Below are 25,505 nucleotides of genomic sequence, written 5' to 3'. Positions count from 1 at the left end.
TAAATTAATGTGGCTGCTATTTGCCGGCCTAAGCATTCAGTCAGTTTCTGCACAACAGAAACTGACTGCAAATGCAGGTCACAGCCACAATGATTACAAACAACAAATCCCGCTGTTGGAGGCTTACTATGCTGGAATGGGCTCGATCGAAGCGGACGTCTTCTATCGCAATGGAGAGCTTTACGTTGCCCATGAAAGCAGTGAGATCAAACCAGGGAAGACGTTAAAAAAACTTTACATCGACCCTTTAATTGCTTTCTTTAAGGAAAACGGCAATAAACCTTATGCCAAACCAGAGCAGACCTTGCAGCTTGTGATTGATATTAAGGAAAATTACGAACAGGTACTGTCTAAATTGTTGGCCGATTTGAAGGGAAACGAATCTATATTCGACCAGCAGAAAAATCCTTCCGCCATTAAAATTGTCGTCAGCGGTGAAATCCCGCCGCCCGAAAAGTTCGACAATTACCCATCGATGATTTATTTTGATGGCCGGCCGGAAAAAGATTATACACCGGCACAGCTCAAACATATTGGGATGATCAGTCAGGATATTAAGCAGTATTCTGTCTGGAATGGCAAAGGGACCCCTACTCCACCCGACCTTGAAAAGATGAAATCTGTGATAGACAAGGCGCATAAATTGGGTAAACCTTTTCGTTTCTGGGCAACAAAAGACAGCCCCAATAGTTGGAAAGAGCTTGGTCACATGGGGGTAGACTGGATCAATACAGACCATCCTACTGCGCTTAAGAATTTCTATTTAAACAACGCCAAAGTCGAATATGCAAATCCAAAGGCCTACGTTCCCTATCAGCCAACCTATAAAAATGATGGTGCAACGAGCAAGGTCAAGAACGTTATTTTACTCATTGGTGATGGCATGGGATTGGCCCAAATACAAGCGGGTTTAAGTGCCAATTTTGGTCAGTCCAATATTATTAATATGAAACATATTGGCCTTTCACGCACCGAAGCATCCAATTCGGATTTTACCGACTCCGCTGCAGGTGGGACAGCTTTGGCTACTGGACATAAAACCAATAACCGTTACATTGGCGTGGATGCCGACGGTAAATTGTTGAGCGCTATTCCCGACACACTTGCTCAACACGGGATCAAAAGTGGGATCATCAGTGCAGGAGATATTACAGATGCTACTCCGGCTGCATTTTACGCACATCAGATCGATCGAACAATGTCGCAGGAAATTGCGGCAGATTTCAAGAATAGCCACGTGGATATCCTAGTTGGATCCCGTCGCGAAAGCTTCCTCAACAACAAGGATAACACGCTGATGAAGCAACTGACCGAAAAAGGGTATAAGCTTCAGCAAAATTTAGGTGATTTTGAAAAAGCGACATCGGGCAAACAGTTGGTGCTCCTCGCTGATTCGGCGACAAGGAGAATACTCGATGGACGCGGAGAAATGTTAAAAAATTCCCTCTCAAAAACGATTCAGCTTTTGTCTAAAAATAAAAATGGCTTCTTTATCATGGCCGAGGGTGCACAAATTGACTATGGAGCCCATGCCAACGATCTTCCCTATGTTGTTACCGAGCAACATGACTTTGACCGGCTTGTCGGGGAAGCCCTAAAATTTGCGGACCAAGATGGTGAAACACTAGTCATTGTCACGGCAGATCACGAAACTGGCGGACTCTCCCTATTGGATGCCAATTATAAAAAGGGAACCGTTAGGGGCAATTTCAGTAGCGATGACCACACCAATATTATGGTACCTGTCTTTGCTTATGGACCGGGTGCGCAAAATTTTATGGGCATTTACAACAATACAGCCGTTTTTAAAAAGATTATCCAAGCCTATAACTTGAAATAATCGTTTTAAAGTTTTCACAACATGAAACCCCTTAGTTTAAATACGAGGGGTTTTCACTTTTTCACTGACTACATTCCATAGTTTACAACCACTCCAAAATCCAATTTAAGGATCGATATTCGATTTTTTGCCTATCTTGTGAGTCAAAAAACAGAACAACCTTTATGATACCATCAATCAAGCGACTACTGATTTTGTCATTATTGCTATTCAGTATTTCGGCCAAACTATTTGCACAAACTTCTGAAAAAGCCTCCTGGTTTAAAGATGCCCGCTTTGGCATGTTCATTCATTGGGGACTATACAGTGCGGCTGAAGGCATGTGGAAGGGCGAACCTTTACGTTATATGAATAACTATGCCGAGTGGTTAAGATATCGCAACCGCGTTTCCAAAGAAGAGTACGGTACCTTGGCAAAACGTTTCGACTGGAGTAAAATAGATCCTGAGCAATGGGTTCTTCTAGCAAAAGAGGCTGGGATGAAATATATCATCATCACCGCCAAACATCATGATGGTGTTGCCCTTTGGGACACAAAAGTTGGTGATTATAGTCTCCCAAAATTGAGTGGTTCCAATCGGGATGTCATCAAAGATATCGCAGAGGCCTGTAGAAAGCACGGCATGAAATTAGGCTTTTATTATTCCCATTGGATAGACTGGGAACATCCATACGGCTGGAATCATCAACAGGAGCTGTCGGGACATGTTACCGATGCCCAATACAATCAATATTGGCAGGAAAAAGTTATCCCTCAACTTCGCGAACTGATGACCAACTATGGCGACATTGCCTTGATATGGTTCGACATGTGGATCCCTTATCAAAAGTCGATCATTAAAAAAGAACAATTACTACAGGTTGTCAAACTGATCCGTGAACTACAGCCTAATTGCCTGATTAATTCACGACTAGGTCTTCCTACGGATGCGGAGAATGTGGATTTTGAGACATTAGGAGATAACCAATTTGGCAGCAATTACATTAACCATCCATGGGAGACACCGGGCACCATCGCGCATTCATGGGGTTACAACGGTCAGGAGAATGAATGGAAATCGACCAGTCAAATTTTCCAGTCATTAATCTCCAATGTAAGTCTCAACGGGGGCTTCACCTTAAATATCGGGCCACGTGCCAACGGAACAGTTCCCTACGAAAGTATCAGTCGTCTGCACGAAGTTGGAGATTGGCTAAACAGCTATGGAGCGGGCATCTATGGCAGTACCGGCCTTGATCTCAAAAACAACCACTTCGATTGGGGTTATTTCACAACCAAAAAAGAAGGGCAAAAAACAGTCGTATATGCGCACGTCTTTAATTGGCCCTTAGATCATACACTTCGGATTACAGGAATCAAATCGACCCCAGAACAGGTTTCACTGATGAAGGGAAGTGTATCTACGGCGCTAAAATTTGATCAAAGCCTCAGTCTAATCCATATCCAATTACCTGACGCGCAACCTGACCACTATGTTTCAGAAGTTAAATTGACTTTTAACAGCCCGCTAGAATTGGACAAAAATACAGTCCCGGAATCAACCTTTGGTGGCTTTTCCCTGAAATCAACCAATAGCCTCAACCAAGGACTCAAAATTGTACGCTATAACGGCAAAAATCCAACGCATGCGATCCTGACGGGTGATACGAAGATTGATTGGGAGGTAACCATCCCTGAAGCGGGCGTCTACTCACTCGATCTCTCAGCGCATAATCCCAATAAACAAAACAGTGTTTTTGAAGTCAGTACTGCCAACCAGCAGTTGAAAGGAAGCTTTGCCCCTACAAACAAAATGGTGGTAGAGCCCAATGAAAACAACTATACAGAAGAATTTGTCGAAAACCGTATCGGTAAATTTAAATTCGATAAGCCCGGAAAATATGTCGTAACCTTTAAAAGTAAAGAATTACAGCCACTTTGGTTTAACTGGATTTGGCTCGAAAAAAGTAAGAATTAAACATAAGTTCCTAGGTACAGAAGATGTAAAATACCAGCAAGCAGATTACTATGCACACATAACAATCTGCTTGCTAGTAATTTATACAAAAAGTTACATATTTTAATATTTATTTATTATTTTGGGGTAAAAGTTACCAATTTTGCAAATAGGGGCTAACAAGCCACTTAATGCTTATAAATGAGAAAATTAACCCTAAACATTGTTGGATAATGCATCTGCAACGGGACTCCTTATCTGTGCTTTCTGACCAAACTGTAAATACAAGGTTGGAAGGATTAATCACGACCGCAGAAGACGGTACTATTCTACAGTTTAACAAACGTGCGCAGGAGCTTTTTGCCCTTAAAACCACAAAAGAGATCAATAAGATACATGAGCTAACAACATTTTATACCGCAGATGATCTTTCGATACTACCGCCCACAGAAACACCATTTTTCATCGCTCTTTCAAAAAACCAAAACCAAGACGAAATTATCCTAGGACGAAAAGAAGACCAAGGATTCAGCTGGTACCAATTCAATATACATTTTATTGTCGAAGACAATAAAAAAGGTCTTCTGATTTCGTTTATCGATGTATCCAAACTGGTCAATAAAATTCACATACTGAAGGATAAACAGGAACAACTTCAACTACTTGTCGCCTCATTAAATGACATCGTATTTGAGGTAACAGATACGGGGATATTTAAAAACTATTGGACCAATAATCCCGAACTCCTGTTTTATAGGCCAGAAGAATTTTTGAACAAGAGTCTAACTGAACTTTTTCCTCCTGATCTAGCTATCCCTACCGTCCAATTGATACAAAATTCATTAAAATTGGACCGCGAACTTAAAATGGACTTTCAATCCAACTTAAAAGAGCACAAAGACAAATGGTACCGTCTACAGATAAAGCCGATACATAGGGCGCAAAACCGCGTAGCCTTGGTTATCTCGGATATTACAAAACAAGTCGAGTCCAATGAAAAGAGTAAATTCAATGAACACAAGTTTAATCAAGCATTTTATTTATCTGGCCTGGGAATCTCTTTGACGAGCCTCGAAGGTTATTGTATAGAATCTAATAAGATGTTAACCAAAATTCTTGGTTATTCTCATGAAGAAATGTCCAAAACAAAGTTTACGGATAGAACACACCCAGACGATATAGACAAAGACGTTGAACTTAGAGCAAAACTTGTCAGGGGTGAAATCGAAGCATTTACGCTTCAAAAACGCTATCTACATAAATTAGGGCATTTTGTATGGTGTTCTGTAACGGTTGCTGCAGTTTTTGATAATGCCAATGCCGCACAATTTCTGATCGTCCAGGTTCAGGATATCTCAGAATCAAAAAAGAATATCGAAATCCTAAAAAGACAAAAGATTGAATCGGATCTAGTCAAAATAGATCTTGAAACCAAAATACGACAACTGGAAGAATTTGCGAACATCCTCGCTCATGATCTCAAGGGCCCGCTCAGCAATATACAGATGCTTATTGACGAAATCAAGGTAACGGATGATGAAAAAATAAAGGCTAATTTTATGAACCTTTTGCATGTGAGCAGTAATGACCTGAATGAAACATTGCATGATCTTGGCGGAATACTTGATATCAGGTCAAACAATTCACTGATTTACGAAAAATGCGATTTTTTAGACATATTCAAAAAGGTACAACAGCAATTTATTGAGGAAATACAGCAAAAAAATGCGACTATTTCGGTTGAATTTAATGTGAAAGATATCTATTATCCTAAGATCTATCTAGAAAGTATCTTAAGTAATCTGCTGAGTAATGCACTTCGATTTACAGCAACAAATAGAACCCCAAAAATCGAAATACATACCCATCTTGAGCCAGAAGGAACATTATTAACGGTGAAAGACAATGGGTTGGGCATTAACCTGCCAAAGTACAAATCTGAGTTATTTATGTTCAAAAAGGTTTTCCACCGTGGATTTGAGAGTAAAGGTGTCGGACTGTTTCTCATTAGATATCAGATCGAATCATTGGGTGGAAAGATCGATGTACAAAGTGAAATCAATACTGGAAGCACATTTTATGTCAAGTTCCTGGAAAAAATATATACCAATACGCTGATACAACAATAAAGAAGAATAGTGCTCGAAATTTTCGGCTGAAATTGGCCGTTTGGAATTCTGACCGGATGACCTCATAAGTGCAAGAAAACAGCACTGTCAATCAACAGCGAAAACGGATTTATTGGCACGATGAAAAAAAAACATAAATCTGAAAGACCATGAACCTTGAAACTAAAAGAACGATCATTCTTATTGATGATAATGCTATTTTACGTACCATTTTCGGCCATATGCTACAGGGGTTTACCGAATATGAAATTGCCTTTCATGCTTTTAAAAATGCCTTGGATGCATTAGACTTTTTAGACAAAAATGATATTACGCAATCGCCGATAAAACCCATACTGTTTGTGGATATCAATATGCCTTTCATGACGGGCTGGGAATTAATGGATACACTTGAAAACCGCACCGACTTTATCAAGCACACCAAGATCTTTATTGTCAGTTCCTCAACGAGTAAAAGCGACCAGGAGCAACTTGCAAACTACCCTTTTATAAGTGGCTTCATCCTGAAACCTTTTGGGAAAGAGTCTATCTACCAGATCTTGAAAGAAAACGATTAAAAAAGCCCTCAAAAAGAATTTCACTTATTATTGAGGGCCATTTATTTTGACAACTTATGGTTGTGGAAAGCGGACACCCGCTGTCGTTATACTTTTTGAACGATTAAATCGCCTGACACTTGTCTGCCAACCAATTCTTTTCCTCAACCGTAAGATGAGTCGATAATTGATCAAATACCCACTGGTTATAGTTATTTAGCCAGGCAATATGTTTCTTATCCAATAAGGATTTTTCGATTAGATCGGTTGCGATATAACATACGGTTAATGTCTCAAAGTCAAGGAAGTCTCCAAATTCGGAAGAACCTGCTTTACGGGTCAACACGAGGTTCTCAATGCGAATACCATGTTTGCCTACGCGATACAATCCAGGCTCTATCGAAGTAATCATACCTGGTTCAACAGCAACATCTATTGCTGCTGCATTGAACACTTGTGGACCTTCATGGACATTCAAGAAGAAACCGACACCATGTCCCGTACCGTGCCCATAATTGCGTAATGTTTCCCACAATGGACGACGCGTAATTGCATCGATCTGATAACCCCGCGTTCCAGTCGGGAAGATGGCCTGAGAACCTTCTATTGTTCCCTTGAGTACAAGCGTATAATCCTCTTTTTCCTCCTGCGTAAGACCTCCAAGCGATACCACCCTTGTAATATCCGTCGTACCTGTAGTATATTGCCCCCCAGAATCAACCAATAGTAAACCTTTAGGCTGTAGTGTATAATTCGATTTTTCATTAGCCGAATAATGCGGTAGGGCACCATGATCCAAATATCCCGCAATTGTCGTGAATGAGACATCGACAAAGCCCTCTTGACTTTCGCGAAATCCACGTAATTTGTCAGCAATCGATAATTCAGAAAGATCGCCAGAAGAGACGTTCTCTTCCAACCATTTGAAGAAACGCGTTAACGCTATACCGTCTTTTACAAACGTATGGCGGTTATTTTCAACTTCAACCTTATTCTTAATCGCTTTTAAACTTGTTGAGGGGTTTATTTTTTCGACAATCTTAACCTCTTTAGGTATGCTGTCGTAAACAGCAAAACACGTACGTTTAGGATCAATTAAAATTGAAGCAACATCCAATGTAGGAATCGCTTTAAAAATATCTTCATAAGCCGAAACACCCACTCCATAGTCTTTAAGTTCTTCAGTTGCCTGAGCCGTCAACTTCGAAGGTTCGATATAAAGCGTTGCCTTGTCGGCAGTGATCAATACAAATCCCAAAACAACAGGATTACAAGGTACATCTTGACCACGGATGTTTAATAACCAGGCCAGATCATCCAAAGATGAAATCAGATGAGCCTCCGTTCTGTTCCTTTTCATCTCCGCGCGGACAGCTTCAATTTTAGAAACCGTTGACTGTCCCGTAATATGTTCGTCCAGCAGGTAGGCCTGTGCCTTCGGCAGCTCTGGTCGTCCTTCCCATAATGATGACAACAGGTCAACATGACCATCTACTTTAATCTCCAAAGGCTCCAAAGTATTCTTAACAGATTGAGCCACCAATAAAGAAGCAAGATTGCCGTCAAAAGCAACCTTAGCACCAGCCCCCAACTGCTCGCCCAACCAATCTGCATACTCCGCTGCGCCCTGCACTTTCAATTTCACCAATTCAAAACCTGTTCCTGCCAATTGCTCCGCTGCTTGGACAAAATAGCGAGAATCGGTCCAAAGGCCGGCAAAATCTTGTGTGATTGCCAACGTACCTGCTGACCCGGTAAAACCAGACGCCCAGGCAATGCATTTATAACGTTCCGGTAGATATTCACTAATATGAGGATCTGAAGATGGAATAATATATCCATCGATTCCTTGAACCTTCATCGCCTCACGAATGGCAGCTAATTTTTCGATATGCTTCATGTCGTCTATACAATTTTATGCAAGTTAGGATTTTTTAGGGTCGAATGCCTAACTTTAAGCCAAATAAAACAAACGAAGTACAGCGAACGCTTTTCCCTTAAATAGGCTGCGTTCAAGTCATCATGATAAATCTGATGGAATATCACGAATCGAGATAACCGTGTTTGCAAACTCATTGAAGATAAACTGGGATATACCATAGGACGATAAAAAAATATTATATATGAACCAATTTCTGCTAAGTACCATTGCTTTTTCTACTTACGCGTTAACGACCGCTACTACTCCATTATTCGCGCAGGATCTTCGCAGTAAAATCCAGGATGCTTTTACCCAGTTTCAAAACCAAGAAAGCCTCAGGAATGGTTTGAGCTCACTGATAGTTTTCGACGGAAAAACAGGCCAGACTGTATTCGCGGCAAATGAAAATATCGGACTAGCAACCGCGTCCACCATGAAGGTAATCACTTCGGCGACGGCCTTGGACTTCCTGGGCAAGAATTTTCAGTTCAAAACAACCCTGTATTATACAGGTGAAATCGACGAGAACGGTGTGTTAAACGGAAGTATTATTGTGACAGGTACGGGAGACCCTACCCTGGGCAGCGCTCGCTATCCCGAGACTCAGGCAACAACGATACTGAACAAGTGGCTTACAGCGATCCAAAATGCCGGTATCAAAAGTATTAATGGCGCTATCATTGCCGATGATCGGCTTTATAATGGGAACCAGCTTCCGGGTGGCTGGATCTGGACTGACATGGGTAACTACTACGGCGCGGGGATTTCTTCGCTCAATTGGTGTGAGAACGCTTTTGGCATCAATTTTACCCCAAGTAATAAAATTGGCGCCAAAGCAGAGATCCTTAGTTATACAGCTCAAGTTCCCTACCTGGAAATTATCAATGAAACGACCACTGGTAAATCAGGAAGCGGCGACAACGTATACGCCTATGCTGCCCCCTATTCAACCAAGATATTTGTGCGTGGTTCGTATGGGCAGGATCTCAAGAAAACAATTGAGCTCTCCTCTCCCGATCCAGCTTACGATCTGGCTTATCAATTAAACGAAGTCTTAAACAACAACGGTATTATTGCCAGCGAACGGCCTGCTACCGGAACAAAGATGGATTCAGTTGATGTTTCAAAAAAACAAACCCTGGATATCCACCTATCCCCAACCTTAGATAAAATTGTCTACTGGTTTAACCAAAAGAGCATCAATCTCTATGGAGAAGCCCTATTGAAAGCGATCGCTTACACAACAGCGGGTAAAACAGGCACAGACGATGGCGCCTATTATATACAGAAATATTGGAATGCCAAATTAGGCCTAAAACCTAGTGAACTCAATAGCATGGATGGTTCGGGACTATCGCCTCAAAATCGTGTGACCACGTCAGCGATGAATAAGATTATGCAGTATGCACAAAAACAAAGTTGGTACCCTGCTTTCTATGAAAGTCTTCCCACCTATAACAATATGAAGATGAAAAGCGGAACAATTGGTGGCGTACTTGGTTATACAGGTGTACATACCAATAAAACAGGACAGTCATTTACCTACACTTTATTGGTTAACAACTATGCTGGGTCGGCCTCCAACATGCGTCAGCAAATGTTTAAACTGCTTGATGTCCTGAAGTAACATATTATTGTCTAATTATAATAAGATATTGGCAAATATTTCCAATTATCAAAAAGAATGATAGATTTGTAGCCTTAAATTAATAAAATCGTAATGAGTAACACTAATCGTAAACAGGCAGCGTTAAACTACCACGCAATGGGTAGACCTGGTAAAATAGCTGTTGTTCCGACCAAACCAACAAATTCGCAAAGAGACTTATCATTAGCATATTCTCCAGGTGTAGCGGAGCCATGTTTGGCTATTGCTGAGAACAAAGAAGATGCTTATAAATATACCGCAAAAGGAAACCTTGTTGCTGTTATCAGTAATGGTACAGCAGTATTGGGCTTAGGCGATATCGGCGCCCAAGCTGGTAAACCAGTCATGGAAGGTAAGGGTTTATTATTCAAAATTTTTGCCGACATTGATGTATTTGACATCGAAGTGGACACCAAAAATGTCGATGAGTTTGTCAACATTGTCAAAGCATTGGAGCCTACTTTTGGAGGGATCAACCTGGAAGATATCAAAGCACCGGAATGTTTTGAAATCGAACGCCGTCTAAAAGAAGAAATGAACATCCCAGTGATGCACGATGACCAACATGGTACGGCAATCATCTCAGGTGCGGCATTGATCAATGCCTGTGAAATTATCGGTAAAGATATTTCAAAAGTAAAAATCGTCGTCAATGGTGCTGGAGCAGCTGCAATGTCGTGTACAGCAATGTATATTTCAGTAGGTGCTAGCAAAGAAAATATTGTGATGCTGGACAGCAAAGGTGTAATCCGTACTGATAGAGAAAATCTAGACAGCATGAAAGCACAATATGCAACAGATCGCGATATTCGCACCCTGGCAGATGCTGTAAAAGATTCGGATGTATTTATCGGTCTATCGGCAGCAGACGTCATGTCGGCAGAGATGTTGTTATCGATGGCTCCAAACCCAATTGTATTGGCAATGGCAAATCCAAATCCTGAAATTGCTTACGATTTGGCGATGGCAACACGTAACGATATTATCATGGGTACAGGTCGTTCAGATTATCCTAACCAAGTAAACAATGTATTGGGTTTCCCATATATCTTCCGTGGTGCTTTGGATGTACGTGCAACAGCAATTAACGAGGAAATGAAAATTGCCGCAGTGCGTGCAATTGCAGACTTGGCAAAACAACCTGTTCCAGAAGAAGTAAATCAAGCCTATAACACGAGCAATTTAAAATTCTCGGAAGAATATATCATTCCAAAACCTACCGATCCGCGTTTGATCACTGAAGTTTCCATGGCTGTTGCAAAAGCTGCCATCGCATCGGGTGTAGCAAAAACCGTAATCGAAGATTGGGATCAATACAGCGATGCCCTACGTAAACGTCTTGGGAAAGATGATGCGATTATGCGCAATTTGACTATGGCTGCTAAAAGAGATCCCAAACGTGTTGTCTTTGCAGAAGCAGACAATTACAAAACGTTGCGTGCGGCACAGATTGTTAAAGAAGAAGGCATCGCGATTCCAATTCTTTTAGGTAGAAGAGATAAAATCGAACGTTTAATCAAAGAATATGCTTTTGAACTGGACGGTCTTGAAATTATCGACCCAGTTGCTGAAGTCGACAACGAAACGGAGCGTTCGAAGAAATTTATTGAGCATCTTTACATCAAAAGACAACGCCGTGGTATATCGAAATACGATGCCCGTAAGTTGATGTACGACCGCAACTATTTTGGTGCCTCTTTAGTGGAATTTGGCGAAGCTGATACCCTAATTTCCGGTATGACCAAAAATTATGCAAATACAATCCGTCCGGCATTACATGTAATCGGTGCTAAACCAGGCAGCCGTGTCGCAGGTATGTATATGATGTTAACAAAAAAAGGACCAATCTTCATGGGTGATACAACCGTAAATGAAGACCCTACAGCACAAGAACTAGCAGACATTACCCTGTTATTGGATAAAGCTGTGAGACGCATGAACATTCAGCCACGTATTGCATTACTATCTTACTCTAATTTTGGTTCAAGTGAAGGAAAAACACCAACAAAAGTGAGAGCAGCAGCGCAGATCTTACACGATCAACATCCAGAGATTGTTGCTGATGGTGATCTACAAGCGAACTTCGCCTTAAACAGCGAAATGTTGACAGCAAACTTCCCTTTCAGCTGCTTAAACGGAAAATCTGCAAATACACTCGTATTTCCTAATTTAGAATCCGGAAATATCGCTTATAAATTATTGCAAGAAGTTGGTGAAGCTGAGGCTGTAGGTCCAATCCTTTTGGGTATGAACAAACCGATTCACGTATTGCAATTGGATAGCTCTGTGCGCGAAATCGTCAATATGGTTACCATTGCCGTAGTAGATGTACAAGCACATCTTAAAAATTTATAGAATAGCTTAAAATCTTCCTATATTCGTATACTATGTACGAATATTTCAATGGAAAATTAGCATATAAAGCCCCCACTCACGTTGTTATCGATGTGAGTGGGATTGGTTATTATGTCCACATCTCGCTCTATACCTTTTCCCAAATCAAGGATCAGGAAAATTGTAAACTATTTATTTCACTTCAAGTTCGGGAAGACTCACACACGCTGTATGGCTTTGCGACAGAAGGCGAGAAAAAATTATTCGAAAATTTGATTTCTGTTTCCGGTATTGGCCCCAATACAGGCCGTATGATCCTATCGTCAAACACACCCGATGAGATCCAGTCTGCCATCGTCAATGGCCAGGTTGCCCTCATTCAAAAGATTAAAGGAATCGGCCCTAAAACAGCACAACGTCTTATATTGGAGCTTCAGGATAAATTAAAAAAACAGGGCTTCGAAGCTCTGGCATCACCTATCCAATCCCAATCAGTTCCGGACGAAGCATTGTCAGCACTAGTGATGCTCGGATTCAACAAAGCCGCGGCAGAAAAGGTGTTAAACACCATTCTAAAGGCCGAAAGCAATCTTTCCGTAGAGGATATGATCAAGCTCGCCCTAAAAAGATTATAGGAGCTTTTTAATATCTACAAAGCAACAATGCTCTCCACTTTTAATAAATGTGTTAATAGTGGCTAATATGTGTGCCAATATGGAATACTCTTTAATATGACAAAAAGACACCGTCACATAAAGTGTGATTGACAAAGAGCCACTATTAAACGACAAGGAGTTCTTAAAGAGTTTTAAAGACGGGTTAGAGCTGCAATCATTTTTCCGCGAATTACAGGTACGTGCAGTATCGCAGACGCTTGAAGGAGAAATGGACAGCCACCTTGGCTATGAAAAGCATGAGCGCAGTGGTAAGGGCAACTCCCACAACGGGCACTTCGTGGGGATCAGGGAGATCTGGAAATTCAGGTTCCCCGAGATCGCAATGGTACATTCAATCCCATCGTCGTTCTCAGACGCAAGAACATGATTGACGGAGTTGAGAACGTGATCGTTTCGCTATATGAGTGTTTCGGTTATAGAAAACATGATGCGTGATTGGTAATACTACTCCAAGAACAACAAGAGTTAAAAGAGAGGATATAGATAAATGAAGATAAAAGATATATAGAACTTTTTCGAAACAGGTATTGATATTCTAGTTTCTATTTTTAAAGATGTTGCACTTAAGTTTTTTGAGACTTTTAGCAATTTAAACGAAATTGAAAAAGCCGTCAATAAAGATGTGAATAGTACATTCTTGACTGGACCAATTTTTAAAGGAATGAAAGGACTTATATTGGCTCACTTTGTCGGAAATAAAAATATCAAAAAGTTGGATGAGGACTATTACCGTTACTATGAATCTTTTTCCGATGGCTTTTATCTAGAAACTTATAATAATATTCGGGAATTAATTTTTAAAGATATTGAATAAATATGGATGCGCAAGATTTCGAAGAAGCTATCAGGCTAATACATCAAAACCGATTTACTGATATTGAAAAATTATTTAGACTTGGGTTGGACGTTAAAAAAAATGATAGCGAAGGAAGGACAATATTATTCCATGCTGTGCTTGATGATAATTCTGCTTTAGTAAATTTCTTTATAAAAAGAGGATTTGAAGTGAACGTACAGGATAATTTAGGATGGACACCATTACATTATTGCGCACAAAACTATCAAGTTGGAATTGCAAAAATACTTATTGAACATGGTGCAAATCTTGAAATTAGAGATAATTACGGAAATACAGCTTTATTTCGTGCAACATTTGCTTCACAAGGAAAAGGCGATATGATCAGATTATTAATGGAACATGGAGCTAATCGGGATAGTAAAAATAATGCAGGTGTGAGCCCATTGCAATTGGCAAATACTATCGCAAATTACAATGTAAAGCAATTTTTTGAATGACATGCGTCTATGAATGAGTAAAGGCTTAAATTAAATGACATATTTTATAAGTTTAACTATTACATTTTAATGAGTTGAGTATGGTGTTAACGGACAAAGAAATCAATTCGGTAATTCAATTGAAGCCATTTGATAGATATATGTACTTTTTGAAAAGAGTAGCTGATACAGAGCGGATGTATACTTTAGTTAATGGCAATAACGAATATGCGCTTTCCGAGGTAGAAGGAAATTATGTCTTTTCATTATGGCCTTTTAGGGAATATGCACTATTATCAAGTGTACGGGAATGGAATAATTACCAAGTAAAGGAGATCACTTTAAATGAATTTGAGAATGAGGTGATAGATTTTATTGAGCAAAATAAATACTTAATTAATGTTTTTACAGTCAATTCAAAAGCAGGTTTTATTGTTAACTTAATAGAATTTGCTAGAGATTTGAGTGATGAGTTGAAAAAATATTAAATGGGGGTGATAAATTATATCTTTACCACCATCAATGAACATTTTCAAAAAAGTCTTACTTATATTTCTATACGTGAAAATATAAAAGATCTAATGGCCCTTAATAAAAACGAATTTGACGCGACAGACTTCAATCTGGTCTTTGAAAATTAAAAGAAATTAAAGCGACTGAAGATCTCAGAGAAGTTATTTTTGACGATTTTTCAATAAATTATTTTGCATCGGACCAAGTATATAAAAACGATAGAAATACAAGTGCGTTTTGAAAAGCGTAGAATATAATGAACGCATTTATACTTTAATTGATGGTGTAACCCATCCACTCTTGGAGATAGTGAAATAACTATTGGTTTTCCGTATGGTCATTTCCCGAACCTCAGTTTTGAAATAAATCGAGCCTTATTAACGACGCTTCAAATTTGAATCAATCAAAGAAAGTAATGAGAAATAATAAGGAGCTGATAGGGACTTAATAGGGACCTCATTCGGACTTTGTTCGGATAAACCCCTATAAGATACGTTCCATCTACCTATAAATTAAGAAGTAATAACAGAGTAAAGATAAACTGTTGTCAGAAGATGCCCCAACGTTATTATCTCCTCTATCGATGCAATCATCGAAATCAGCCTCCTGCACAGCAAATGATATTTGTAGGTAGATCATCCGTCCATAAAAAGAAAAAACAGTTAAAAAGCACAAATTTTTTACGTGAATTTAGATCGTATTCCTCAAAGTAAAAGTCAGCTTTAACAGGCTAAACAAACGATTGATCTACCCCAAACAGACTATTACCCAACATACTTCTAAGTGCCCAAAAACACTTTCAACAGTGTTTTCATACCCTATTTGTTACATTTTCTCTTTGCTAAAACGTATTTATTCACCTATTTTTAGGACTTCTTATTTCAGTTATAATCTCACGCATGAAGAAACTATTTTCACTTGCGCTGGCTCTAAGTGTAGGAGCAGCAGTATTTGCGCAAGAAAAGAAAGACGCTACCTTGAACATTGTGCCATTACCGCAACAGGTTCAAATTAAAAATGGTACATTCAAAATCACCCCAAACACCAAAATCGCCTTTGATAGCGAAGAGGACAAAAAAGTTGCTACATTGTTTCAGGATTTCCTAAAAAGCAACTACAATCTCAATTTATCCCTAGTGAAATCAGCGAGCAGCAATAGCATCTATTTCTCCTCCAAAAACGCAAAATCCCCGAATGCTGAAGCGTATGAACTTAACATTAGTTCAGACCGTGCCACAATTAACGGAAAAGCTGCCGGCCTATTTTATGGTATGCAATCGTTGATCCAAATGCTACCTGTAGATAAAAAGGCCAGCATCGAAATTCAACAAGCTTCCGTCCAGGATGAACCTCGCTTTGCCTACCGTGGATTACATCTCGATGTTGGCCGACACTTCTTTCCCGTAGAGTTTGTAAAAAAATACATTGATATTCTGGCATCTTACAAGCTAAACACGTTTCATTGGCATTTGACAGACGACCAAGGCTGGCGTATAGAAATCAAATCACATCCAAAATTGACGCAGATTGGCGGTTACCGCAAGCAAACGCTACTGGGTAATTACAAGACAGATGGCGATTATGACAATACACCTTATGGTGGTTTCTATACCCAGGACCAAATCAAAGAGGTCGTTGCCTATGCAAAAGCTAAATATGTAACGGTTATACCCGAAATCGAAATGCCCGGACATGCTTTAGCAGCGCTTTCGGCTTATCCAGAATTGGGCTGTGGTGACAAGCCCGGACCTTACACGGCTGCTCAGACTTGGGGCGTTTTTGACGATGTTTTCTGTGCCGGGAAAGAAGAGACATTCAAATTATTGGAAGATGTCATTGATGAAGTCATTCCTCTATTTCCGAGCGAATATATCCACATCGGTGGTGATGAGTGTCCAAAAACAAAATGGAAAACATGTCCATTCTGTCAAAAAAGAATCAAAGATAACAACCTCAAAGATGAACATGAGTTACAGAGCTATTTTATCCAACGTATGGAAAAATACATCAATAGCAAAGGTAAACGTATCATTGGATGGGATGAAATCTTAGAGGGCGGTTTAGCGCCTAATGCGACTGTCATGAGCTGGAGAGGTGATCAAGGTGCAATTGATGCCGCCAATCAAGGTCACGATGTGATCATTACGGCAAATAGCTATGGCCTATATTTCGATCACAAACAAGGTCCTGATCAAAACAGAGAACCTTTAAGTATCGGCGGACTTTCCACATTGAGCAAAGTATATTCGTCAGACCCAATGCCTAGCAAAATTGCTGAAAACAACAAGAAGCACGTTTTAGGCGTACAAGCAAATATTTGGACAGAGTATATTGGATCATCCAATAAGGTCGAATTTACAGTGCTACCGCGCGTATTAGCACTTTCTGAAATTGCTTGGACACAGCCAGAGAAAAAGAACTGGAAAAATTTCTCAGAACAGCGTGCAGCAAATCAGCTGGCTAAACTTGACCAAACCAATACATTCTATCGTGTACCGGAAGTATATGGCATCACAGATACCACCGTATATGCTTCGGAATATACGATCAGAGGCTTGAAACCATCTGTTGAAGGAGCCAAAATTTATTACACATTGGACAACTATGATCCTTCAGAATTGGATTTAGAATATACAGGTCCAGTGAAAATTACGGTTCCTAATAGTAAGGAACGTGTTTTCAAAGCCGTAGTTGTAACGCCTTCCGGCAAAAGAAGCAACTACATTCGGGTGAACATTATCAACACCAAGAAATAATAACATTTGCCTGATGCGAAAGCGCTAATATTCTGTTAACTTTGAACAGCGTATTAGCGCTTTTTTATTTCATGCAGATTGGAGCTTAATATGTCGTAAAGCTTTCCGGACAGGCAAAACATGTTTGGCATGGTCGTCCTGATGGCAAATGCTTGATTATTTTTTCACATAGATTTTTATGGCAGAGGATTTACAAATAGCTAAAGGTAGCAAAGAAGAACAATATCAAAATTTACTTCCTCAGATTGGAGGACTTTTACAAGGCGAGCCTAATCAAATTGCCAATTTGGCTAACATCGCTGCTGCACTGAAAGAACAATTCAATTTTTTCTGGGTTGGTTTCTATCTTGTTGATGGAGACGAGCTGGTATTAGGCCCTTTTCAGGGTCCGGTTGCATGCACGCGTATCAAAAAAGGCCGTGGCGTATGTGGGGGAGCTTGGGCAGAGGAAAAAACATTGATTGTTCCTGATGTGGAGCAATTTCCGGGACACATTGCCTGTAGTTCGCTCTCGCGGTCCGAAATAGTGCTGCCCGTTTTAAAACAGGGACAGATTATCGGTGTGCTGGACGTTGACAGCAGTGAATTAAATAGTTTTGATGAAGTCGATGAGCAATACCTTAAACAGATATTACAGCTTTTAGACAGCGAATAAATAAGCTCCACAACTAACAAATGAAATAGCATAAGTATCGGACTAGATTTGAAAAACAAACCGTATACTTACGCTATTTTTTACAATTCAAGCAATCGATACCTGTTAATAAAAAAACATCTGATCGATACCTAAAAACCAAATCCGACCTGTAAAGTAAAACGGTGCAGGTCATATTTTTTATCCATTTGTGTTGTTCCATACCCTATACTAGTGTCTGGTAAACTTGCTGAGGGTCGAGTATACGTATCCTTCCGGCCATAGTGCTGATACCGATATCCTGTTGCCAAAGACCAATATTTCGCTGAATTCTTAAATTTAAAGCGCCAACCCAGCTGTGGATTTACCAACAAGCCGCCCTGATATTCATATTTTAAATTACTCCCGATCAGGTTTTTATTCAAGAAAGCAAAACTATAGCCTAAATCCAATCCTGCAAAAAAACTACGTTTTCTGTCAGGGAATTCCACATAATTTACTTTGGCTGAGAGGGGTAAAAACCATTTTGATCCTTCATTGTTTACAGGATACCGATCAACCCCTGTATTTAACCCCAAAGCGATATGTTCATGGAGCTGCAAACCATGGAATGTATGCACGCCAAATCCAGATTCGAGAAAGGCAGGACCATAAGTAATAACCGAAAATTCATTATGATTTGTATATTTTTTTGTTTGGGCATCAACAGATAGATACCCGAGAAGAGCCAAAATGGCAATCGAAAGTCTTTTCATATCAGAATAATGAAGCGCTTGAATTGGTTTCTTAATTGGATTTAATAACAGGAATAATGCTTAATTCCTTCAATTTAGCCTTATTGCTATAATCATATTGATGCACACCTTTTTCTCCTACAACGATCAGCGATTTTGGTCCAGCGATAACATCTATGCTCATCAGATCTTTGTGAGTTTCTAAAAGCTTATTGCCTATTTGGCTTACATCACTGGCATCGAATGACTTCAATCCGAATTTTCCATCACAGACATATAAGGTTTGGTCTGATAGCGCCAGGCCATAGGGGTTCTCCAAAGTGAAGGTATTTTTCAACGTCGGTTTTCTCAGATCTTGGATATCGATAACTTCCAACAAATTCTGCTGTCCGCCACATACCACGCCTGCACGTAAAGTTACAAAAGCATATTTCTCATTGACAACCACAGGATCACAGGCACGAATATGTGCATAACGAGACAATTCTACGGGAGCAGATGCCATCGTGATATCATAAATCACCATGCCTGTATTGGAGCCGATAAACAGGTTGTTTTTAAAGGGAAAAATTGTTTCAATACCGGGGCCTATTTTGATATCCTTTACATAGGCAGGTTTACTCGCATTCTGCACGTCAAAAAGGTGCAACGTCGTTTGGTCCACGGCATATAGATGTTTATTGGCAATGGTAAATCGCGCCATGGATCCGCCCTGTCCTGAGCCTGAATTGGTTTCATTATAGAGAAGTTCTTTTCGGTCATAGGGTGAATATTTATCTTTTTGGCTATAGCTTACCAGACTATCTCTGAATCCTGTAATGATGCGATCGGCAGTGTTATTGAAGTAATCCATTTGAAGCAACATCTTAAACACATCCTTATTCCGTGTCAATAATTTGGGAGATGCAGGGTTTTCAAGATCGAAGGTCAACAGATCTGTAAAACTATCCGCATACAGCTTTCCATCTAGAACCGCAAGATCCACATTGCCAGGAATACTTAAGAAAGCCATCGCGAGGGGTTTTGATGGGTTGGCATTATTAAAGATATGAACTCCTTTCCCTGGTTCATTAATAAATAGGTAATCTTGATAAAGATAGATCTTTCCAGTTTGAACAATTGTCGTAGGGCTGCTTACAGGATTAGCTTTAGCCCGTATACTTTCCATTGTTTCGAATATGGGCACGCTCGCCAGATACATTCCTTTACTTTCGATTTTATCGCAGCTCGAAAGCGCTATACAGCCTAATAGGATAAGCCAAATTCTTTTCATAAAATATAACTATGAGGTCAATTAAATTTATAATTACCATAGTTAACGATATAATTATGAATTCGCTACAAATGATCTTCACTTTTTATGCGCCTAAATTAGTCCGTACTTCCAGACCGATCTTTTATACATGAAATTCCCAGACTTTCACTAATTTGTCATCGCTCACGCTAAAGAAATATTGCCCATTTTCGGACCATGCCCCTGCATTTACAGATAAATGATGGCCATCTTGCATCTTCTCGCGACTCATATTTTTCAATAGTGCAAAATCGGCTGTGGACCAAAATTTCAACGATTTGTCGCGACTGACAGTAGCAAAAATTGCCGCTTCAGGATGCGGATATATTCCATATACGGTAAAAAGATGAGGTACAAAGGAAAAATTAGTTGTCAATTGATTGGGGTCTGAAATCACCAATTGCGCATCCCTTCCACCGCTTAGCAATTTATTATGGATAAATGCCAGCGACGTAGCGGGCATACTATGCAATTTTGAATCAGTTATAACATGAAAGTCAGTACTGTCCAACACATAAACCTTTCCATCTTTATCGCCCAATGCTATTCGTCCAAGTCCTTCATCAATTGCAATTGCTCGAATTGTTGTTGGTGATATTCGCTTCTCATAAATACTTTTATAAGTTGCCAGATCAATAACGTACAATGTTCCCTCTTCACCTACTGCCAGAAGCTCATTTTTCCAGGACATATAAGCCAATGCAAAAATAGCTTTGCTGCTCAGTTGTATGCTTGCTACAAGCTTTTGCCCTTCGACATCTACAAAAAGTAACTTGCCCTCGCGCAACCCTATGACCAGAATCGGTGTACCCGTTATCAAACGTAAAGCGTAAACCGATGAACTTACTGCACAGAGAATACGCTTAAATGCATTCCGCTCAATATCCCATTCGACAACGCCTTTATCATTACCAGCCGTAAAAAATGTATGCCTATAATAGCCCTTCTCTACACAAAAAATAGGGTTTTGATGTCCTGATAATGTTGATTTTAATGTAATATCCATAGTAATTTCGCTAGAATGCCTTCTCTATTCGGATCGCCTGTTTTACGCCTATTTTTTTATGCTATAGGACCAAATTCTCCACTGACCGAACTGTGATCTCGTAAAGACCAATACAGCAATACATATTGTTAGCCGGTAAAACAAGAAGTGCAGTATATCCACAAATATACTGCACTTCTCAGATTATTTTGTCATCTTAGCTTAAAGCCTTCTCCCGGTTTCGGATTTTATTCGACGAGAATGGTATCATCCGATTTTAAGGGAGCTAGGAGCACGAGGTAAGATGCCCCATCAGCGACCTATTGATGTCTGCTCTCGAGGTTTTTCGCAATTGTCTCCAAAGAAAATCCTTTCTCACGCAACAATACGATCAAATGAAACAATAAGTCTGAAGTTTCATTGATAAAATCTGTATCTGTTTCTGTCAATGCTGCAATGACTGTTTCTACGGCTTCCTCGCCAACTTTTTGCGCAATCTTATTGATACCGCGAGAACGCAGACGATTGACATAAGATTCGTCCGAAGGATGTTCATAGCGATGGTTGACGATACGCTCTAGCTCCAACAGAAAGTTTTGGTTGAAGTCTGTATTAAAACAGCTCCTGCTCCCTGTATGACAGGTAGGTCCCATTGGTTCTGCTTTGATCAAAACAGTATCCTTATCACAATCAACATGGATGCTTTTTACATTCAAAAAGTTTCCACTCTCCTCTCCTTTTGTCCAAAGGCGATTTTTGCTGCGGGAGAAAAACGTAACACGTTTTTCTGCTTGTGTCTTCTCCCAAGCTTTCTCGTTCATATAGCCTAACATCAATACTTCCAACGTTTGGAAGTCCTGCACAATCACTGGAACGAGGCCGTCACTTTTTGCAAAATCTAACATGATTTTAGTATTTCAATTTTTAATTATTTTCGAAGAGCCATGAGCTCTCTTTTAACTCGTCATGATTTCATTCAGCAAGTTTATGACTTACTGCTCTTTGATCATCGATCTTTAATCTTGTTTCCTATCTTACGACAATTCCATTTTGACGTAAGGTAGCTTTAAGATCGGGGATCAATATTTCACCATAATGGAAGACCGATGCCGCCAGGGCAGCATCCACGTTAGCTTGTTGAAAAACATCCACAAAATGCTGTTGATTACCAGCTCCGCCAGAAGCAATCAGTGGAATATGAATCTGGTCATTTATTGTTCTTAAAAAACCATTGTCAAAACCATTCTTTGTGCCATCATGATCCATTGACGTCAGCAGGATCTCTCCCGCTCCACGTTCCTGCGCTTCAAGGATCCAATCCGCTGTGTTCAATTCCGTCTTAATGCGTCCCCCACTTAGATGAACAAAATTTCGACCTTCAATAGACCGGGTATCTACAGCAACGACAACAAATTGTGCTCCAAAAGCCGAGGCCATTTCATTGATAAGACCAGGGTTACGTACCGCAGCGGAGTTGATGGAAATTTTATCCGCGCCGGCATTCAATAAGATGTCAGCATCTTTGATTTCATTGATACCACCGCCTATTGTAAAGGGTATATTCACTTGACGAGCGACCGCTTTGACTAAATCAATTGTCGTTTTACGCCCCTCATGTGTCGCTGTAATATCCAGAAAAACAAGTTCATCTGCCCCTTGTTGAGAATACTCATAGGCCAATTCAACGGGATCACCAGCATCGCGCAGATCCACAAAATTGACTCCTTTTACTGTACGCCCATCTTTAACATCCAAACAGGGAATTATACGTTTTGCCAGCATTTTAAAATCTGATTAGCGATTTTAAATTCCAATCTTTGATTTCATCGATCGAGATTCTATTTTCATAGATTGCTTTACCAACGACAACAGACTCTACTCCGCCCAATTCCTGAAGTTTCTGAATATCGTCCATTGAACTGATTCCGCCAGACGCAATTAGTTTGATAATTGGAGAATGGCTCAACAACTTTTGGTACAATTCAACGCCTGCACCGCCCAATTTACCATCTTTACTAATATCGGTACATAAGAACCTAAAGAATCCTAAAACCAAGCATTTATCAATATATTCGATTAATTTGATTGGCGAGCTTTCCAACCATCCGGAGTATTTGATAACTTCATCCAATACGTCAATTGCGATAACGATATGGTCTGCATATTTTACTTTACCTTCGTTCAATGTAGCCAGTTCCTCCAAGAATGAAGGATTTGTGATTGCCTGTGTTCCGACAATAACACGATAAATACCAGCGTCGACCAATTCTTTAACCTTCTCTATGCTTCTAACACCACCGCCATACTGAATTTTCATATCCGTCTTTTGGATGATATCAAATAAATAGGCCTGATTGCTGAAGTCTCCTTTTGCACCATTTAAATCAATGATATGGACGAGCTCCGTACCATTTGCGCGGTAGGTTTCGATTTGCTCTTCTAAACTAATCGCATACGTTGTAACGTCATTGTAGTTACCCTCTCTCAAACGGACAACTTTTTTGTCCAAAACGTCTATTGCTGGAATGATATACATAGTCGAATATTTTTAGTCAATTTGAATAGTTGAAAAATTGAGCAGCAGCTGCTCTCCTGCTTTTCCAGATTTCTCTGGATGAAATTGTACGCCAAAGAAATTGTCTTTAGAAATAGCAGCCGAAAAAGGCTGTCCATAGACACATTTTGCCGCGGTATAAGTTGCATCGTATTCGATAAAATACGAGTGGACAAAATAAAAGTAAGTCTGATCTTCAATATTCGCAAATAAAGGATTATTTGCTTGTACGGAGACACTGTTCCAGCCCATATGTGGCACTTTACCTGCTTTCCCGGCATCGAAATGTAACGTTTTCAAAGGAAATAGCTTTAACATTTCGGCGTTCCCCTCCTCTGAAAAATCGGTCAGCAGTTGCATGCCAACACAAATACCCAAGACAGGCTTTTGCAGCTTTTTGATAGAGGGTATCAGCCCAGATTCCTGTAGCTTGTCCATTGCTGCTCCAGCATGCCCCACTCCAGGAATGATGATACGATCGTATTGATCGATCTCATCGGCTGTATTGACCATACCATAGGTAAGCCCAACACGATCCAGTGCCGCTGTCAAAGAGAAAATATTCCCCGCACCATAATTAATAATTCCTATCATCTTACAATACTCCTTTTGTACTAGGCAATTGCATATGGTCGGCATCGCGTCTCACTGCTTTCTTGATAGATTTAGCAAAAGCTTTAAAGATCGCTTCGATCTTATGGTGCTCGTTATCACCTTCAGCTTTAATGTTTAAATTCGATCGTGAAGCATCTGAAAACGACTTAAAGAAGTGGAAAAACATTTCCGTAGGCATATCGCCGATCTTCTCGCGTTTAAATTCCGCATCCCACACAATCCAGTTACGACCACCAAAATCCAATGCAACCTGAGCCAAACAATCATCCATTGGCAACGTATAGGAATAGCGCTCAATTCCGCGTTTGTCCCCTAAAGCCTTCAAAAAGACCTCCCCAAGTGCGATACCTGTATCTTCGATGGTATGATGTTCGTCGATATGAAGATCCCCTTTCGCCTTAATGGTCAAATCAAGTGCTCCGTGTCTAGCCAATTGATCCAACATATGATCAAAAAACGGCAATCCCGTTTCGATGTCCGACTTCCCTGAACCGTCCAAATTCAACTGAATAAAAATATCAGTTTCATTGGTTTTCCGATGATGTTCGGCAGTGCGTGTGCCCAATTTAAGGAATTCATACACCGTCTTCCAATCTGTTGTCTCTAAAGCTATAACAGCTGAATCTATCGCAAGGTTTTCCAAAGCACCTAATTGATCGTTAGCACGTAGCCAAATTGCCTTTGCGCCGAGGTTTTGTGCTAATTTAACATCATTCACACGATCACCGATGACGAAGGATTGACTCAAATCGTATTTCGATGTATCAAAATAGGCCCCAAGCATACCAACCCCAGGTTTTCGGGTTTCCGCATTCTCGTGTGGAAACGTTTTATCAATATGTTCCTCGGCAAACACTACGCCTTCTCCTGCAAACGTATCAATCACAAAATGATGAACTGGCCAGAAATTCTCCTCCGGATGGGAAGACGTTCCTAAACCATCTTGGTTGGAAACCAAGATCAATTCGAAATCCAGCTCCTTTGCGATACGTGGTAGATACTGCAAAGCACCAGGATAGAATTTTAATTTGGCAAAAGAATCGATTTGTTCGTCTTCAGGTTCCAAAATCAATGTTCCGTCGCGGTCTATAAACAGTACACGTTTTAAGTTATCAGGCATAGT

General features: G+C 40.1%; 21 protein-coding genes and 1 pseudogene. 13 read left to right on the top strand and 9 right to left on the bottom strand.

The window, feature by feature from the left end; all coding sequences use genetic code 11:
• The first annotated feature begins 7 nt into the window (after positions 1-7).
• The 4 genes from B3297_RS04415 (at position 8) to B3297_RS04400 (ending at position 6,463) form a co-directional block, all read left to right on the top strand.
• Positions 8-1,840, top strand: a complete 1,833-nt coding sequence (locus tag B3297_RS04415) for an alkaline phosphatase (protein ID WP_286778499.1) — start codon at positions 8-10, stop codon at positions 1,838-1,840.
• A gap of 164 nt (positions 1,841-2,004) precedes the next feature.
• Entirely contained in the window at positions 2,005-3,798 is a 1,794-nt protein-coding gene (locus tag B3297_RS04410) for an alpha-L-fucosidase (protein WP_286778498.1), read from the top strand.
• Between the two features lie 212 nt (positions 3,799-4,010).
• Positions 4,011-5,906, top strand: coding sequence for a sensor histidine kinase (locus tag B3297_RS04405; RefSeq protein ID WP_286778497.1), 1,896 nt, complete (start codon positions 4,011-4,013; stop codon positions 5,904-5,906).
• 149 nt (positions 5,907-6,055) lie between these two features.
• Positions 6,056-6,463, top strand: a complete 408-nt coding sequence (locus B3297_RS04400; protein ID WP_286778496.1) for a response regulator — start codon at positions 6,056-6,058, stop codon at positions 6,461-6,463.
• A 103-nt stretch (positions 6,464-6,566) separates the two neighbouring features.
• Here the strand turns inward: B3297_RS04400 and B3297_RS04395 are convergent, their stop codons facing one another.
• The gene (locus tag B3297_RS04395; RefSeq protein WP_286778495.1) at positions 6,567-8,342 is read right to left on the bottom strand and encodes an aminopeptidase P family protein; all 1,776 of its coding nucleotides are present in this window, start codon (positions 8,340-8,342) and stop codon (positions 6,567-6,569) included.
• A 223-nt stretch (positions 8,343-8,565) separates the two neighbouring features.
• On the opposite strand from B3297_RS04395, the gene dacB reads away from it, so the two are divergent.
• The 9 genes and pseudogenes from dacB (at position 8,566) to B3297_RS04355 (ending at position 18,221) form a co-directional block, all read left to right on the top strand.
• Entirely contained in the window at positions 8,566-9,990 is a 1,425-nt protein-coding gene (dacB, locus tag B3297_RS04390; protein WP_286778494.1) for a D-alanyl-D-alanine carboxypeptidase/D-alanyl-D-alanine endopeptidase, read from the top strand.
• 93 nt (positions 9,991-10,083) lie between these two features.
• Positions 10,084-12,366: an NADP-dependent malic enzyme gene (locus B3297_RS04385; protein WP_286778493.1), complete on the top strand. Its 2,283-nt coding sequence runs from the start codon at positions 10,084-10,086 to the stop codon at positions 12,364-12,366.
• A gap of 32 nt (positions 12,367-12,398) precedes the next feature.
• Positions 12,399-12,980 carry a Holliday junction branch migration protein RuvA gene (gene ruvA, locus B3297_RS04380; RefSeq protein ID WP_286778492.1) on the top strand — a complete coding sequence of 194 codons (582 nt, stop codon included), beginning with the start codon at positions 12,399-12,401 and terminating at the stop codon, positions 12,978-12,980.
• A gap of 318 nt (positions 12,981-13,298) precedes the next feature.
• Positions 13,299-13,457: pseudogene (locus tag B3297_RS24810) on the top strand (transposase); the annotation flags it as partial.
• 187 nt (positions 13,458-13,644) lie between these two features.
• Positions 13,645-13,836: a hypothetical protein gene (locus tag B3297_RS04375; protein WP_286778491.1), complete on the top strand. Its 192-nt coding sequence runs from the start codon at positions 13,645-13,647 to the stop codon at positions 13,834-13,836.
• Positions 13,837-13,838: 2 nt separating this feature from the next.
• Positions 13,839-14,318 (top strand): ankyrin repeat domain-containing protein, encoded by a 480-nt coding sequence (locus B3297_RS04370; RefSeq protein WP_286778490.1) that lies wholly within the window; start codon positions 13,839-13,841, stop codon positions 14,316-14,318.
• A gap of 80 nt (positions 14,319-14,398) precedes the next feature.
• The gene (locus tag B3297_RS04365) at positions 14,399-14,785 is read left to right on the top strand and encodes a DUF2750 domain-containing protein (RefSeq protein ID WP_286778489.1); all 387 of its coding nucleotides are present in this window, start codon (positions 14,399-14,401) and stop codon (positions 14,783-14,785) included.
• Between the two features lie 924 nt (positions 14,786-15,709).
• Positions 15,710-17,566 carry a beta-N-acetylhexosaminidase gene (locus B3297_RS04360; RefSeq protein WP_286778488.1) on the top strand — a complete coding sequence of 619 codons (1,857 nt, stop codon included), beginning with the start codon at positions 15,710-15,712 and terminating at the stop codon, positions 17,564-17,566.
• A gap of 178 nt (positions 17,567-17,744) precedes the next feature.
• Positions 17,745-18,221: a GAF domain-containing protein gene (locus tag B3297_RS04355; RefSeq protein ID WP_286778487.1), complete on the top strand. Its 477-nt coding sequence runs from the start codon at positions 17,745-17,747 to the stop codon at positions 18,219-18,221.
• Positions 18,222-18,352: 131 nt separating this feature from the next.
• Here B3297_RS04355 and B3297_RS04350 read toward each other — a convergent pair whose 3' ends face one another.
• The 8 genes from B3297_RS04350 to hisB all read right to left on the bottom strand — a co-directional run bounded on the left by B3297_RS04350 (position 18,353) and on the right by hisB (position 25,502).
• Positions 18,353-18,955, bottom strand: coding sequence for a hypothetical protein (locus B3297_RS04350; RefSeq protein WP_286778486.1), 603 nt, complete (start codon positions 18,953-18,955; stop codon positions 18,353-18,355).
• 31 nt (positions 18,956-18,986) lie between these two features.
• A complete protein-coding gene (locus B3297_RS04345) occupies positions 18,987-20,207 on the bottom strand; it encodes an LVIVD repeat-containing protein (RefSeq protein ID WP_286778485.1) in 1,221 nt (406 codons plus the stop codon).
• A gap of 124 nt (positions 20,208-20,331) precedes the next feature.
• The gene (locus B3297_RS04340) at positions 20,332-21,234 is read right to left on the bottom strand and encodes a WD40 repeat domain-containing protein (RefSeq protein ID WP_286778484.1); all 903 of its coding nucleotides are present in this window, start codon (positions 21,232-21,234) and stop codon (positions 20,332-20,334) included.
• A gap of 299 nt (positions 21,235-21,533) precedes the next feature.
• A complete protein-coding gene (gene hisIE / locus B3297_RS04335; RefSeq protein ID WP_286778483.1) occupies positions 21,534-22,118 on the bottom strand; it encodes a bifunctional phosphoribosyl-AMP cyclohydrolase/phosphoribosyl-ATP diphosphatase HisIE in 585 nt (194 codons plus the stop codon).
• A gap of 124 nt (positions 22,119-22,242) precedes the next feature.
• Entirely contained in the window at positions 22,243-22,995 is a 753-nt protein-coding gene (gene hisF / locus B3297_RS04330) for an imidazole glycerol phosphate synthase subunit HisF (protein WP_286778482.1), read from the bottom strand.
• 1 nt (position 22,996) lies between these two features.
• Positions 22,997-23,749 (bottom strand): HisA/HisF-related TIM barrel protein, encoded by a 753-nt coding sequence (locus tag B3297_RS04325; RefSeq protein WP_286778481.1) that lies wholly within the window; start codon positions 23,747-23,749, stop codon positions 22,997-22,999.
• 12 nt (positions 23,750-23,761) lie between these two features.
• Entirely contained in the window at positions 23,762-24,361 is a 600-nt protein-coding gene (hisH, locus tag B3297_RS04320) for an imidazole glycerol phosphate synthase subunit HisH (protein ID WP_286778480.1), read from the bottom strand.
• Position 24,362: 1 nt separating this feature from the next.
• Positions 24,363-25,502, bottom strand: a complete 1,140-nt coding sequence (gene hisB, locus B3297_RS04315; protein WP_286778479.1) for a bifunctional histidinol-phosphatase/imidazoleglycerol-phosphate dehydratase HisB — start codon at positions 25,500-25,502, stop codon at positions 24,363-24,365.
• Positions 25,503-25,505 lie beyond the last annotated feature (3 nt).

This window comes from Sphingobacterium sp. UBA3519 (assembly GCF_002377215.1).
Lineage (GTDB): Bacteria > Bacteroidota > Bacteroidia > Sphingobacteriales > Sphingobacteriaceae > Sphingobacterium > Sphingobacterium multivorum.
The sequence above is the reverse complement of the archived record's forward strand: the minus strand, read 5'-3'. Positions and strand labels throughout refer to the sequence as shown.

What these genes read in the sequence shown, in the direction of transcription:
- B3297_RS04395 (WP_286778495.1), bottom strand. Translation starts at nt 8,342, where the DNA reads ATGAAGCATATCGAAAAATTAGCTGCCATTCGTGAGGCGATGAAGGTT.
- B3297_RS04400 (WP_286778496.1), top strand. Translation starts at nt 6,056, where the DNA reads ATGAACCTTGAAACTAAAAGAACGATCATTCTTATTGATGATAATGCT.
- ruvA (WP_286778492.1), top strand. Translation starts at nt 12,399, where the DNA reads ATGTACGAATATTTCAATGGAAAATTAGCATATAAAGCCCCCACTCAC.
- hisH (WP_286778480.1), bottom strand. Translation starts at nt 24,361, where the DNA reads ATGATAGGAATTATTAATTATGGTGCGGGGAATATTTTCTCTTTGACA.
- B3297_RS04350 (WP_286778486.1), bottom strand. Translation starts at nt 18,955, where the DNA reads ATGAAAAGACTTTCGATTGCCATTTTGGCTCTTCTCGGGTATCTATCT.
- B3297_RS04360 (WP_286778488.1), top strand. Translation starts at nt 15,710, where the DNA reads ATGAAGAAACTATTTTCACTTGCGCTGGCTCTAAGTGTAGGAGCAGCA.
- B3297_RS04370 (WP_286778490.1), top strand. Translation starts at nt 13,839, where the DNA reads ATGGATGCGCAAGATTTCGAAGAAGCTATCAGGCTAATACATCAAAAC.
- B3297_RS04385 (WP_286778493.1), top strand. Translation starts at nt 10,084, where the DNA reads ATGAGTAACACTAATCGTAAACAGGCAGCGTTAAACTACCACGCAATG.
- hisF (WP_286778482.1), bottom strand. Translation starts at nt 22,995, where the DNA reads ATGCTGGCAAAACGTATAATTCCCTGTTTGGATGTTAAAGATGGGCGT.
- dacB (WP_286778494.1), top strand. Translation starts at nt 8,566, where the DNA reads ATGAACCAATTTCTGCTAAGTACCATTGCTTTTTCTACTTACGCGTTA.
- B3297_RS04405 (WP_286778497.1), top strand. Translation starts at nt 4,011, where the DNA reads ATGCATCTGCAACGGGACTCCTTATCTGTGCTTTCTGACCAAACTGTA.
- B3297_RS04345 (WP_286778485.1), bottom strand. Translation starts at nt 20,207, where the DNA reads ATGAAAAGAATTTGGCTTATCCTATTAGGCTGTATAGCGCTTTCGAGC.
- B3297_RS04355 (WP_286778487.1), top strand. Translation starts at nt 17,745, where the DNA reads ATGGCAGAGGATTTACAAATAGCTAAAGGTAGCAAAGAAGAACAATAT.
- B3297_RS04415 (WP_286778499.1), top strand. Translation starts at nt 8, where the DNA reads ATGTGGCTGCTATTTGCCGGCCTAAGCATTCAGTCAGTTTCTGCACAA.
- hisB (WP_286778479.1), bottom strand. Translation starts at nt 25,502, where the DNA reads ATGCCTGATAACTTAAAACGTGTACTGTTTATAGACCGCGACGGAACA.
- B3297_RS04410 (WP_286778498.1), top strand. Translation starts at nt 2,005, where the DNA reads ATGATACCATCAATCAAGCGACTACTGATTTTGTCATTATTGCTATTC.
- hisIE (WP_286778483.1), bottom strand. Translation starts at nt 22,118, where the DNA reads ATGTTAGATTTTGCAAAAAGTGACGGCCTCGTTCCAGTGATTGTGCAG.
- B3297_RS04325 (WP_286778481.1), bottom strand. Translation starts at nt 23,749, where the DNA reads ATGTATATCATTCCAGCAATAGACGTTTTGGACAAAAAAGTTGTCCGT.
- B3297_RS04365 (WP_286778489.1), top strand. Translation starts at nt 14,399, where the DNA reads ATGGTGTTAACGGACAAAGAAATCAATTCGGTAATTCAATTGAAGCCA.
- B3297_RS04340 (WP_286778484.1), bottom strand. Translation starts at nt 21,234, where the DNA reads ATGGATATTACATTAAAATCAACATTATCAGGACATCAAAACCCTATT.